14 protein-coding genes and 1 pseudogene are annotated in these 11,747 nt (G+C 45.8%); 7 read left to right on the plus strand and 8 right to left on the minus strand.

Translation table 11 applies throughout. The features are described 5' to 3' along the window. Positions 1-12 precede the first annotated feature (12 nt). Positions 13-1,371 (minus strand): N-acetylglucosamine-specific PTS transporter subunit IIBC, encoded by a 1,359-nt coding sequence (gene nagE, locus V6D41_RS14710; RefSeq protein ID WP_333518701.1) that lies wholly within the window; start codon positions 1,369-1,371, stop codon positions 13-15. A 170-nt stretch (positions 1,372-1,541) separates the two neighbouring features. On the opposite strand from nagE, the gene map reads away from it, so the two are divergent. From map to V6D41_RS14730, 4 genes are all read left to right on the plus strand, one after another. Continuing rightward, positions 1,542-2,291, plus strand: coding sequence for a type I methionyl aminopeptidase (map, locus tag V6D41_RS14715; protein ID WP_087992542.1), 750 nt, complete (start codon positions 1,542-1,544; stop codon positions 2,289-2,291). Positions 2,292-2,372: 81 nt separating this feature from the next. Beyond that, the gene (locus tag V6D41_RS14720) at positions 2,373-2,687 is read left to right on the plus strand and encodes a DUF3243 domain-containing protein (protein ID WP_333518702.1); all 315 of its coding nucleotides are present in this window, start codon (positions 2,373-2,375) and stop codon (positions 2,685-2,687) included. A 110-nt stretch (positions 2,688-2,797) separates the two neighbouring features. After that, positions 2,798-2,953, plus strand: a complete 156-nt coding sequence (locus V6D41_RS14725; protein WP_333518703.1) for a hypothetical protein — start codon at positions 2,798-2,800, stop codon at positions 2,951-2,953. Positions 2,954-3,125: 172 nt separating this feature from the next. Next, complete coding sequence (locus tag V6D41_RS14730; RefSeq protein WP_087992540.1) at positions 3,126-3,257, plus strand: YflJ family protein; 132 nt, start codon at positions 3,126-3,128, stop codon at positions 3,255-3,257. 46 nt (positions 3,258-3,303) lie between these two features. Here V6D41_RS14730 and V6D41_RS14735 read toward each other — a convergent pair whose 3' ends face one another. Beyond that, positions 3,304-3,969, minus strand: coding sequence for an MOSC domain-containing protein (locus V6D41_RS14735; RefSeq protein WP_333518704.1), 666 nt, complete (start codon positions 3,967-3,969; stop codon positions 3,304-3,306). A gap of 65 nt (positions 3,970-4,034) precedes the next feature. On the opposite strand from V6D41_RS14735, the gene V6D41_RS14740 reads away from it, so the two are divergent. Next, complete coding sequence (locus V6D41_RS14740) at positions 4,035-4,310, plus strand: acylphosphatase (protein WP_148963597.1); 276 nt, start codon at positions 4,035-4,037, stop codon at positions 4,308-4,310. Here the strand turns inward: V6D41_RS14740 and nosA are convergent. From nosA to V6D41_RS14770, 6 genes and pseudogenes are all read right to left on the minus strand, one after another. Continuing rightward, positions 4,301-5,392, minus strand: coding sequence for a nitric oxide synthase (gene nosA, locus V6D41_RS14745; protein ID WP_333518705.1), 1,092 nt, complete (start codon positions 5,390-5,392; stop codon positions 4,301-4,303). The two genes, V6D41_RS14740 and nosA, sit on opposite strands and share 10 nt — an antisense overlap. A gap of 118 nt (positions 5,393-5,510) precedes the next feature. Beyond that, positions 5,511-6,305, minus strand: coding sequence for an MBL fold metallo-hydrolase (locus tag V6D41_RS14750; protein ID WP_333518706.1), 795 nt, complete (start codon positions 6,303-6,305; stop codon positions 5,511-5,513). 54 nt (positions 6,306-6,359) lie between these two features. Further along, a pseudogene (locus V6D41_RS14755) lies at positions 6,360-6,518 on the minus strand (citrate transporter); the annotation flags it as partial. Between the two features lie 131 nt (positions 6,519-6,649). Beyond that, positions 6,650-8,086: an anion permease gene (locus V6D41_RS14760; RefSeq protein WP_333518707.1), complete on the minus strand. Its 1,437-nt coding sequence runs from the start codon at positions 8,084-8,086 to the stop codon at positions 6,650-6,652. A gap of 129 nt (positions 8,087-8,215) precedes the next feature. After that, positions 8,216-9,478: a pectate lyase family protein gene (locus tag V6D41_RS14765; protein WP_333518708.1), complete on the minus strand. Its 1,263-nt coding sequence runs from the start codon at positions 9,476-9,478 to the stop codon at positions 8,216-8,218. A 194-nt stretch (positions 9,479-9,672) separates the two neighbouring features. Then, positions 9,673-10,020 (minus strand): general stress protein, encoded by a 348-nt coding sequence (locus tag V6D41_RS14770; protein ID WP_010330324.1) that lies wholly within the window; start codon positions 10,018-10,020, stop codon positions 9,673-9,675. Between the two features lie 243 nt (positions 10,021-10,263). Between V6D41_RS14770 and V6D41_RS14775 the strand changes: the two genes are divergently transcribed. After that, positions 10,264-10,632, plus strand: a complete 369-nt coding sequence (locus V6D41_RS14775; RefSeq protein ID WP_333518709.1) for a DUF3212 family protein — start codon at positions 10,264-10,266, stop codon at positions 10,630-10,632. Positions 10,633-10,741: 109 nt separating this feature from the next. Then, entirely contained in the window at positions 10,742-11,689 is a 948-nt protein-coding gene (yfmC, locus tag V6D41_RS14780; protein WP_333518710.1) for a Fe(3+)-citrate ABC transporter substrate-binding protein YfmC, read from the plus strand. Positions 11,690-11,747 lie beyond the last annotated feature (58 nt).

The following is an 11,747-nucleotide window of genomic DNA, read 5'->3' on the forward strand; positions in this document are numbered from 1 at the left end:
CTCTCCGCTTTTTTATTTTACCGCAGCTCTCAATTCCTCCGCCGCAAATTCCACATTCGGGCCAATGATGACTTGAACCGATTGCCCGCCTGATTTGACGACCCCTTTTGCGCCTGCTTTCTTTAGCAGCGCTTCATCTACTAAAGCGGTATTCTTCACAGTCAGCCGCAGCCTTGTAGCGCAATGATCAATGGTTTGAAGATTTTCTTTTCCGCCGAGCCCTTTGAGCATGATGTTTTCATTCACATCCTGAACGGTATTTTCATCCAGCACTTCATCCACATCGTCATCTTCCCGTCCCGGCGTTTTTAAATTCAATGCCTTAATCAGCACATAAAACACAATAAAGTATACAGCCGCATAGCATATGCCTACCAGAAGCAGAAGCAGCGGCTTTTCTGCAATTCCGTAGCTGAGCACATAATCGATGGCTCCTGCTGAAAAAGAGAAGCCTGAGCGGATGCCGAGCAAGTTGACGATAAATAAAGACAGCCCAGTTAAGACCGCGTGAACAGCGTATAATAGCGGAGACAAAAACATAAACGCAAACTCAATCGGCTCCGTAATCCCTGTGATAAACGCAGTCAAGGCAAATCCGATCATCATTCCCGCCGTGGCTTTCCGTTTTGACGGCTTGGCAGTCACAATCATAGCCAGACACGCCGCCGGAAGACCGAACATCATGATTGGGAAGAAACCGGTCATATATGTGCCCGCAGTCGGATCTTTCGCGAAAAAGCGCGCCAGGTCGCCTGTCACTCCGTTATATTCTCCGAATTGGAACCAGAAAATATTGTTCAACACGTGGTGAAGGCCAAGCGGTATTAACAGCCGGTTGAACAGGCCGAATATGCCAGCCCCGATGCCCCCGAGCCCCAGCATCCATTCTCCAAACGTATTAATCCCTGATTGAATCGGCGGCCAGACGATTCCGAAGATACCGGCTAAAATAATCGTAATAATGGCTGTTACAATCGGCACAAGCCGCCTGCCGCTGAAGAATCCCAGATATTCAGGCAGCTTTGTATCCTTGAAGCGGTTATAGGTGTAACCGGCAATTAAACCGGCAATGATTCCCCCAAACACCGCCATGTTGTTTGTTTTATCAATTGTCTTTGTCGCTGCGTCCAGCATCAGATATGAAATCGCCCCTGATAAACCCGCGGCCCCATTACTGTCCTTTGAAATGCCGATGGCAATTCCGATCGCGAAAATGAGCGGCAGATGATCAAAAATCGCCGTCCCCGCTTGATAGACAAACGGGATATTCAATAAATCCTCTCTGCCAAGCGCAAGGATAATTCCAACCGCAGGAAGAACCGCAATCGGAAGCATAAATGACTTCCCCAGTTTTTGTAAAAATGAAAGCATACCCATCCCCCTCATACCCTTTTTTTTCAAATATACCATATAGGATATCTAGTGATCTATACCAATTTTCCCGGGGTGTTTCTTTTTTCCCAGGTCCGTGTGTTTCCTATTTTTAAGGCAGTTGTGGTAAGCTTAAAATAGATTATTTAAAAAGAAAGCGGGAATGACAGATGATTGTAACAAACGATCAAGAATTAGAAGGCCTGAAAAAAATCGGAAGAATCGTAGCGCTGGCGCGTGAAGAAATGAAACGAAAAGCAGAGCCCGGCATGAGCACAAAAGACCTTGACCTTATCGGAAAAGCGGTTCTTGATGAGCACGGTGCCGTTTCAGCTCCTGAGAAGGAATACGATTTTCCGGGTGTGACATGCATCAGCGTAAATGATGAAGTGGCTCACGGCATACCAAGCACTTCCAAAATTTTAAAAGCGGGAGATCTTGTGAACATTGACATCTCCGCTGAGTTCGGCGGTTTTTATTCCGACACAGGCATCTCATTTGTGCTCGGCGAAGGAGAAGAACGCCTTCATAAGCTTTGCCAATGCGCGGAAGACGCTTTCCAAAAAGGGCTGCAGCAGGCAAAAGCAGGCAAGCGCCAAAACCAAATCGGAAGAGCCGTTTATCATGAAGCACGCTCTAAAGGCTTTACCGTCATCAAAACCCTGACCGGCCACGGAATCGGCAGAAGCCTGCATGAAGCGCCGAACCACATCATGAACTACTATGATCCGTTTGATAACGCGCTTTTCAAAAACGGCACAGTTATCGCGCTTGAACCGTTTATTTCAACGAAAGCGGAAACGATTGTTGAAGCAGGAGACGGCTGGACGTTCAAGACGCCTGATCAAAGCATGGTTGCCCAAGTTGAACACACCATCGTTATCACAAAAGATGAACCGATTATCCTGACAAAACTGTAAAACACATTCCGGGCTGCCGGAAGGTTTAACCTCCTCCAATTGCAGGTAAAACATCACTATTCTGCAGGAGGAGGTATTGCAATGAACAGAGATCCAGAAAAAATCCAAATTGAAAACGAAATGGATGCCATGCATGGCGCAACAAAAGAAGACATTTTAAAAGACTTTGAGGAATTTAAAGGCTACCTGAGTAAACAAGTGAACCGAGGCAAAAAGCTGGGATTGGATGACGGCAAGCTTGTGAAAAGCGCCGCGATCCTGGGAGACTACCTCGCGAAGCATGAAGAACCGCACAACAGTGAAGAAATGCTCCTGCAAGAGCTTTGGAGTGTTGCGGACGAAGACGAGAAAAAACATTTGGCACAGCTGCTGGTCAAATTGGTTGATAAGCAATAAAAAACAAGAGCCGGGCGCATATGCTGCCCGGCTTTCTTGATATTGTCACAGCCCGGCTCTTCCAGATATGCTACACTACTATTATGTCTGCGAAAGGAGCCTTTATCTGCATGTGGTTTATTATTTTCGGCATTATTTTTTTCATTGAAGGCATCATTATGGCCGTTTACGGCGTAAAGAAAAAAAACGGGATGCTCACATATATCGGCATTGTGTTCAGCATTATGACATTTGGCGTTGTCATCATCAAGCTGACCGGCCATTAAATCATATTCAGCCTTTTCTCCGCATATACATACAGAAGAAGATTCTTACAGCTAGTGCAAAAGGCTCAGTTTTTCCCTCACCTCTTTTCAGCATCTTTCCATAGATGTTACAATGCCAATCGCTTGGTAAAATCCTCTCCAGCCGGAGAGATAGGGAAAGGAGTTTTCTGACATGCATTACGGCAGTAAAGGCTGGTATGTGGCAGAATTAAAAAAGCAGGGGATCACGCACTATGAAGGAAGAAAGCTTCAAAGCTATAAAACCTATTTTCTTGCCAACCTGCTTGAAACAAAGAAAAATTGATCTTAAGAATAGTAAAGCCGCGCACGTTGTATGCGCGGCTTTTTTTCTATTCAGCCGGCTGCAGCCTGTCCCTTTTTTTCATAAAGGACGCTCTCCAGCTTTCCGACAGTGTGTCTTCACTTAAAATCCGTTCAATGGCGGCGAGGTTTTTCGCATCATGGTATTTGATACGGTTTGCGAATTGAACGGATATGTCTTTCTCGCCTCTGGACAGCAATTCAAGTTTGGCGCCGGGAGACACCCTGCCCTCTTCCAGCACGCGAAAATAAAATCCGGTATAACCGGTTTCTTGAACCTTCATCACCATATCCTTTACGCCAAACTTTTTCGCCAGCTTTACACACGGTTGGCGCGGCTGGCTGACCTGGACAACAGCTTCATCAAGCTTGTACACATCCCCGATGCAAACGTTCTCCTCGGTCAGGCCCTTGACGGTCAGATTTTCACCAAACGCAGCGCTTGGCAGCGGTCTTGAGAGGAACTCTTCCCAAAACGGATAGTGCTCTGCCGGATAGACACAGACCGCCTTATCAGGTCCCCCATGATTGATGAGGTCCGCCTGTCCATCTCCTTCAAAATTCTCCCGATACAGCATGACAGCGGAATCAGCGGGCTGCTTCATGATGCCGGTTTCGATTTTCTTTCCGTTATATTCAAGCGTCTGCGGCTTCCCGAGATTAAGAGAAAGAACTGAATAGTGCGGTGGTTTCATACGAACCATCCCCTTTACAGGTTGTAAAATAATTGATTATCATAAAAAGAAAAGGTGGTTTTTACATGCTTCAATACCGCATCGTCGCAAACGGCCGGGTTCAAGGTGTGGGCTTTCGCTATTTTGTTCAAATGGAAGCCGATAAGCGAAAACTGGCCGGCTGGGTCAAAAACCGTGATGACGGCCGTGTCGAGATTTTGGCGGAAGGCCCGGAAAACACTTTACAATCGTTTCTTGAGGCTGTTAAGAAAGGCAGCCCATTCTCAAAGGTTACCGATATCTCAGTCACCGAATCTCGCAGCCTTGAAGGCCATCAACGATTTTCCATTGTTTATTCGTAAGGCTTATCCTGATAAAAGTAATTCGGCTTAACGATTGCGTTGTCATAGGAACGGTGGAAGATATGAGTGGCAGCGGGTGAAATCGGCGGAATCAGCCACGTCCAGTCCCCCGTCAGCTCTCTGCCCGCTTCTTCCTCCTGTTCTTCAAACCGTTTAAACTGGCTTGCTGCCGTATGATGGTCAACGATGCTGACACCTTGCTTTTTATACGAGTGCAACACAGCTTTATTCAATTCAACAAGCGCTTGATCCTTCCATAAATCCGTATTGTAATCAGAGGAAATGCCAATAACGGACGCCACTTTTTTGAGCTTGTCGTACCGCTTTTCATCTGCCAGGTTTCTTGCCCCGATCTCCGTGCCCATATACCAGCCGTTAAACGGCGCGGCATTATAATGAATCCCCCCGACCTCAAGCTTCATATCAGAAATAATTGGCACGCCGTACCATTTCAGCTCCAGATCAGAAAACGCTTCGATGTCCGGATGTGTGATTGGAACCTCAATGACAAGTGAACGCGGCAGTTCATACCAGACCGGCTGTTCGTCGCCTTTCATGCGAAAAATGAGCGGCAGCAAGTCAAAATCGGTTCGCTCTCCGCGCCAGCCAAGCTGCTCGCAGGCTGCGGTCAGGGAACGGGAAGCCGGGTCGCCGATTCTTTTTCCGTCTGATTCATAACCAGCGTACCGTATCAGCTGATGATTCCAGATCTCGACTTGCTTTTCACCCTTCTCTTCCGGAGGAAAAATCGTAATGCACGGCCTGATTTTCCCGTTATTTGTAGCGGTTTCAATGTGATGAAAGAGGGCGTCCCGCACATCCTCCTTCGTCTGGACGTCACGTCTGTCGATGACATTCAGCGAATTCCAGAACAATCTGCCGATGCAGCGGTTGCTGTTTCTCCAAGCCATTTTCGCTCCGTGTGCAAGCTCTTCCTTCGTATGTACATAGCTCCCAGTTCGGTCAATTTCACTTTTAATGCTATCGAGACGGTCTTTCACTTCCTTTTCCTTTCCCAATTCCTGATAGCATGCGGCAATAAACGTTTTCGCTTCGTTCCAGAGTATTTCTTTTTCTTTCAACAAACTCTCTCCTTCAAATCGCATTCATGCTTATCATTGTATCGTTTTTAAGCGGGAAGACAAATGATTTCCCTGCATCTTCTTGGAAAAACAATAAAAACACCCGCCTGTGCGGGTGTCACAGAGACGATAGGCGATTTGCCAATTCAGTTAAGTCGCTGCGAAAGTTTTTGCCGGTCATCGGTATGCCGTGCCCGGTCAGCAGCGCTTCCGGTTCAAGGCCGGCAAGCTTCTGAATGGATTCAGCTGCCGTCTCTGTATCAGGCGTAAAATAAGCCGGCGGCCCATGAAGCTCCTGTTTTTGAATCAAGACGTCAGCCAGTTTCTCCTGTTCCACTGTTATGACAGCATCGCCTGCCACAAGCACACGCCCGTCCTCGCGGAACAACGAAATATGCCCTGGCGTGTGTCCCGGGGTCGCGATCCACACCCACTCCTCAAGAAACGGAACAGAGCCGTCTTCCGGCAGTGCCTGTACTTGTGACGAAATATCGATAGAGTGCCGCGGAAACAGCGGCGAAAGCTTGGCAACCAGCCCGCTTTTGCTGTCAGGACGAGCCTGAGGATAATCCTCTTTACCTGTTACATAAGGCATTTCCCGAGAATGGACATAAACAGGAACATCCCAATGCTCAAGAAGCTCTTCGATTGCCCCGATATGATCAAAGTGCCCGTGTGTAAGGATAATCGCCTTGAGCTGAAAATCATCGCCAAATCGTTGTTTAGCTTCATTGACTATCATGTCGGCTGATTGAGGCATGCCGGCATCAATTAAAACAAATGAATGAGGTTCAGAAGGCAGCTGAATAAAATAAACATTCGCAATTTGCACAGTTAAGCCGTGCACTCCTTTTTCCGCTTCAAAACCCGTTCCGCTTCTGACTGAAGTCAGCGGCATATAAGGATCACTCATGAAGACACCTCCGGTATGTTGATGCCGTTAGTGTATGTCATTACGCCTGAATTATCATACGGAAATACAGATGGTGCCTATCGTCAGGACGACCACTGCGAGAACAGCCCATTTCAATGCGAATTTTTGATGGTCGTCGATGAAAACCCCGGCAAAGCCGACAACCAAATGAGTGGATGGCACAAGCGAACTCAGCATATGGATCGGCTGGCCGTTCCCGAAAATATGACTGACCTCCGGCTGAGACAGAAGCAATACCTGTCTGAACCTGTCAGCCTTTACAAATTAGTTGGCAGTCTCCTTTATAAAAATAAAAAAGACAGACCGCGTCTGCCTTTTTCTTTCTACCATATCCCCAGTACTTTCCACCATAATCCGCCGATTACAAGCCATACGACAATATGGACGATCGACAGGATAAATCCGATGGACCACCATTTGCTTTGCGGAACGTAGCCTGCTCCGAAGAAAACCGGGGCCGCTCCAGCGCCGTAGTGAGTCGTTGACCCGAACAGGTTGCTAAAGAATGCGAGGCTTAGCGCTGCTAAAAGCGGCGGTGCGCCCGCTGCCACGATCACAGCCAAAAATGCTGAATACATCGCGCTGATGTGAGCTGTCGCGCTCGCAAAGAAGTAGTGTGAATAGAAATACACAACGATTAAGATTAAGAATGCCACAATCCAAGAGAATCCTGATACGGATGATTTCATGGCATTACTGAACCAAGACACCATGCCTAACTCATTCAAGAAGTTGGCCAGCATCACTAGCGCCGCAAACCAAGTGAGCGTATCCCAAGCGCCCTGTTCTTTTTTGATATCATCCCACGTCAGAACCTGTGATAATAATAGAACGGCCAAACCGATTAATGCGGTTGTGGTTGCGTCGATGTTGAAGCTGCCGCCAAAAATCCACAGCACAAGCACCAAAAGAAACACAATAACCATGGAAAGCTCTGACTTTTTGAACGGTCCCATTTCTTTTAGTTTTTCTGTGGCGATTTTCGCCGCATCCGGTGTTTCTTTGATTTCCGGCGGATACAGCTTGTAAATCACAAGCGGTGTGATGATTAAGCTTACAAGCCCCGGCACAATCGCGGCGATTGCCCAGCTTGTCCATGTTAAGTCCACCCCTGCGACATCATGGGCCAGCTTGGCAATCAGCGGGTTCGCTGCCATCGCCGTTAAGAACATAGCAGATGTAATCAGATTCCCCTGAAAACCGGTTTTTAATAAGAAGGCGCCGATTTTTCTCTCTGTTCCATTTGCCGGGCTTGATCCGAATGTTTCGGATAATGATCTGATAATAGGAAAGATAATGCCTCCTGCACGCGCCGTATTACTTGGAATGGCAGGTGAAAGTATTAAATCACTGAACAGCAGTGAATAAGAAAGCCCAAGGGTTTTTTTTCCGAATTTCTGAACGAATACATACGAAATCCTCGCACCGAGCCCGGTTTTGATAAATCCCCGGGAAATAAAGAATGCGATGACGATCAGCCAGATGGTCTTATTCCCGAATCCGCTTAATGTATCCTCAATTGATAGTGTTCCAGTTAGTGCAGTAACTGCCAATGCGAAAATGGCAATTGCACCCATTGGCAAGGGCTTGGAGATAAAGCCGATAATTGTCGCGACAAAGATCGCAAACAAATGCCAAGCTTTAGGTTCAAGTCCGGACGGAGCGGGAATAAACCAGATGATCAATCCCACAGCGACAGTAATAAGCAATGGTACAAGTTTTACTGTTGACTGTTTTCCTGCGTCTTTTTCTGAAGCCATAAATAGGTCTCCTCCTATATACTTGTTTTCTAATCCCCTTTCCCATTCTACTCCTTAACTAAATTAATAAATAATTTAGTTAATTAAAAAAACACAAAGGTGAGCAGCCCTTTGTGTTTTTTTCATTCCTTAATTTAGTTTACCCGCACCCGCTTGAGATATAACATTCGATTTCACATTCGCGGAATCATCGATTGTGCCGTGCAGAGATGGTTTCCAGCCGACAGAAGAGCTCAGCCCGTTTGCAGCTGATGCGCTGATCTGCGTGCCATTCAGCAATGTGCCTGCGTCATATAAAGCCGTTCCGCCCTTAAATACGCTGATTGTTTTCTCAGCTGACAGTCCCGGTACGTCAATGACATTGTTTTGAGCATAGATTTTAGATGACTTTCCGATTCCCCACGTATAGCTGAAAGGATAACTTGAAGAGCTTTTGTTTCCTTCATAATAGTTGTTGTATACGTGCACTTGCCCAAAGCGGACTCTCGGTGCGCGCTGAACGATATTTTTGTAGTGGTTATGGTGAAGCGTGACTTTTAATTTCCCATCATCGGAGGTTTTGCTATCGCTTGATCCGATAATAGAGCTTTTATCATGATCGTGATAATAATTGTAGGACATCGTGATATAGTTAGCCCCATTAGATACATCCGTTTGTCCGTCATGATGCTGATATTCTCTTCCATAATACTTTGGTGATGTACTGTCCGGACGGGATCCGTCATTAAATGTGCAGTGATCAATCCAGATATGCGTGCCACCGTTTATTGTGATGTTGTCGTATTGAGAGTTCCAGTTTCCTGAACTCCCGTCAGTCGGGTCCCATTGCGGAAAATAATCATAAGCGTCCTGGAATTCGATGTTGCGGATAATGACATTTTCACTCTTAATTTGGAAGTTCCCGCCCACGATTTTGGCATTTGTCCCTGAACCGACAATCGTTGTATTCGCAGGAATGTCAACCATCACTCGTGCTTTTTGGTTTTTTTGAGAACGTTCTCTGGCTTCTTCCTGTGTGCCGGAGGGCTCTTTTTTGCCCCATGTGCTTGGATCATAAGCTTTTAAATATTTGTTGAAATCGTACTCTGAGTCTGCATAATCATCTGCGTCAAGCGGTTTCAGGTTGTCATCGACATTCATATCAACCGTTCCGTTAATATAAATGATTTTTGGCGTTGTGTTGGTCTCCTTGCCTAATGCAGAGACAAGCTGGTTTCTGTTGCTGACGGTATACACGTTCGAGGACGATGCTTTCGATCCGCCCGTCGTGCCGGTCGAGTACGCGCCCCAGCCATCATTTGACCCTAACGTCTGATGGCCTAAATCCGCCGCGTTCGCGCCAGCTGGAGTCAATCCTAAGAATAGAGCCGTAGCTAACATCACTTTTTTCATTCTCTATGAACCCCCAATTTCTATTTTGTGAGATTATATTCCAATTTCTCACAAAGATTATAATAGCAAATTGAGGGGCATGCAGAACCGAAAATGTTCCGCTATCTTATTGCGGCATTCTGCAAACCATACACCGCAAAGACCGCAAAAAAACCCAAAAGGCCAAAGTCTGCCTTTTGGGTTATATCCCTGCTTTAAGCCCAGGATTTCACTTTTTCATTATCTGTCACAAAAAGAAGCACTTTCCCTTCATCTAAACGTTTTTCGAATTGAGCGGCCTCATCTTCAGAAAAGCCGATTTCATGAATTTGATTGCGGAGCTCGTCTCCTTTTTTATTAAACATGTTTCCTACCGCGTGCTTGAGACCCGTTTCTTTGGCTCCGATCGTGTTGGCATTCGTGTTGTCTGCCAGCCGTTCCGTTCTGTCATCGTCGTGAGCTAAGACATATACATCTTCTTTTGCGACACCCATTTGCTGTAATTCTTCCACATCCTTCATGAGCTGTTCGTCGTTTGTATACTCTTTTACAACTGGTTTCATTTCAACATTCCTCCTTCATGTTTTCTATGTTTCTTTCATACCCGTTCACATATTGATAAAACAGATTCCAGAACATTGAGGAGAAAAACAGGAAGAATGGTGGTAGCCATTTATTTTGCGCCCATGGTAAAGTGATAGGAACGACGTATATTTTCAGAAAAATCAAAATCAAAGAGAAACCGCTGCACGGAGCAAACGATCATGAATGGCTGTCTTTATCCGTACAAGCAGGAGGTATGTCTAATGCAATACTTTTCACCAGAACAGCAATACAATGCATGGATTGTGAGTGATTTAGTCAAACAGATTTTCCATCAGCGGACCGGCTGTTCACCCGGAATTCACGAGCTGGCGGTCTTTGCTGAGGAAAAATTTCAAATCGATATCGACTTTGTTTTCTCGATTATCATGAATATTGGCGACATTGAATTCGCACTCTCAGAAGAAATAGAAAAGAAATTGTCCGGCTATCTCGGCGCTCTCCTTCCATATGTCAACGCTGACATGCTTGAAACCTCTAAAGCCAATGCCAATGCGTTTTTATCCCGCAGACACGGCAATGCTGTATACCATTTATTTGTGTCTGATGATGCTTTCATGAAAAAGCAGTAAGCCCGCATCTTTCTTTATTTAAAAAATATTGACATGATGGGCCATGCTATTATAGTGTTTACATGTGATAATGATTCTCATTACTAAATCTGAAAAAAGGAAGAATGACATGCGCACCTATTCTAACAAGTTGATTGCCATCATGAGTGTTTTATTAATCGCCTGCTTCATTGTATCGGGCTGTTCATCCAGCCAGAATAACAGCGGAAGCAGCGAAAGCAAGTCTAAGGATTCCAGAGTGATCCAGCACGAAGAAGGAAAAACAACAGTAAGCGGCACACCTAAACGAGTGGTTGTCCTTGAGCTTTCATTCTTGGATGCTGTATACAATCTCGGCATTACGCCGGCGGGCATCGCCGATGACAACAAAAAAGATATGATTAAAAAGCTTGTCGGCAGCTCAATTGATTATACATCTGTAGGCACACGCAGCGAACCGAATCTTGAGGTCATCAGTTCCTTGGATCCTGATTTAATCATCGCTGACGCTGAGCGCCATAAAAACATTTATAAACAGCTGAAACAAATCGCACCGACGATAGAATTAAAGAGCCGGGAAGCGACATATGACGAGACGATCGACAGCTTTACAACCATTGCTAAAGCATTAAATAAAGAAGATGAAGGAAAAGAAAAGCTTGCCGAGCACAAAAAAGTCATCAACGATCTAAAAGGGGAACTTCCGAAAGATGAAAACCGCAGCATCGTCCTCGGGGTTGCAAGAGCAGATTCATTCCAGCTTCATACGTCATCATCTTATGACGGAGAAATCTTTAAAATGCTCGGTTTTACACACGCTGTCAAATCGGATAACGCCTATCAAGAGGTCAGCCTCGAGCAACTAAGCAAAATCGACCCGGATATTTTGTTCATTTCGGCCAATGAAGGCAAGACCATTGTAGATGAATGGAAAACGAATCCGCTCTGGAAAAATCTCAAAGCGGTGAAAAACGGACAAGTCTATGATGCGGACCGTGACACTTGGACAAGATTCAGAGGCATCAAGTCTAGTGAAACAAGCGCCAAAGACGTGCTTAAAAAAGTGTATAATAAGTAGGACAATGAGAAGCGAGGGGAGATCCTTGCTTCTTCGTTTTTGCAACCAGACGCAGTAA

It is taken from the genome of Bacillus sp. 0102A, assembly GCF_036765155.1.
Taxonomy (GTDB): domain Bacteria; phylum Bacillota; class Bacilli; order Bacillales; family Bacillaceae; genus Bacillus; species Bacillus subtilis_G.

What these genes read in the sequence shown, in the direction of transcription:
- nagE (WP_333518701.1), bottom strand. Translation starts at nt 1,371, where the DNA reads ATGCTTTCATTTTTACAAAAACTGGGGAAGTCATTTATGCTTCCGATT.
- map (WP_087992542.1), top strand. Translation starts at nt 1,542, where the DNA reads ATGATTGTAACAAACGATCAAGAATTAGAAGGCCTGAAAAAAATCGGA.
- V6D41_RS14720 (WP_333518702.1), top strand. Translation starts at nt 2,373, where the DNA reads ATGAACAGAGATCCAGAAAAAATCCAAATTGAAAACGAAATGGATGCC.
- V6D41_RS14725 (WP_333518703.1), top strand. Translation starts at nt 2,798, where the DNA reads ATGTGGTTTATTATTTTCGGCATTATTTTTTTCATTGAAGGCATCATT.
- V6D41_RS14730 (WP_087992540.1), top strand. Translation starts at nt 3,126, where the DNA reads ATGCATTACGGCAGTAAAGGCTGGTATGTGGCAGAATTAAAAAAGCAG.
- V6D41_RS14735 (WP_333518704.1), bottom strand. Translation starts at nt 3,969, where the DNA reads ATGAAACCACCGCACTATTCAGTTCTTTCTCTTAATCTCGGGAAGCCG.
- V6D41_RS14740 (WP_148963597.1), top strand. Translation starts at nt 4,035, where the DNA reads ATGCTTCAATACCGCATCGTCGCAAACGGCCGGGTTCAAGGTGTGGGC.
- V6D41_RS14750 (WP_333518706.1), bottom strand. Translation starts at nt 6,305, where the DNA reads ATGAGTGATCCTTATATGCCGCTGACTTCAGTCAGAAGCGGAACGGGT.
- V6D41_RS14760 (WP_333518707.1), bottom strand. Translation starts at nt 8,086, where the DNA reads ATGGCTTCAGAAAAAGACGCAGGAAAACAGTCAACAGTAAAACTTGTA.
- V6D41_RS14765 (WP_333518708.1), bottom strand. Translation starts at nt 9,478, where the DNA reads ATGAAAAAAGTGATGTTAGCTACGGCTCTATTCTTAGGATTGACTCCA.
- V6D41_RS14770 (WP_010330324.1), bottom strand. Translation starts at nt 10,020, where the DNA reads ATGAAACCAGTTGTAAAAGAGTATACAAACGACGAACAGCTCATGAAG.
- V6D41_RS14775 (WP_333518709.1), top strand. Translation starts at nt 10,264, where the DNA reads ATGCAATACTTTTCACCAGAACAGCAATACAATGCATGGATTGTGAGT.
- yfmC (WP_333518710.1), top strand. Translation starts at nt 10,742, where the DNA reads ATGCGCACCTATTCTAACAAGTTGATTGCCATCATGAGTGTTTTATTA.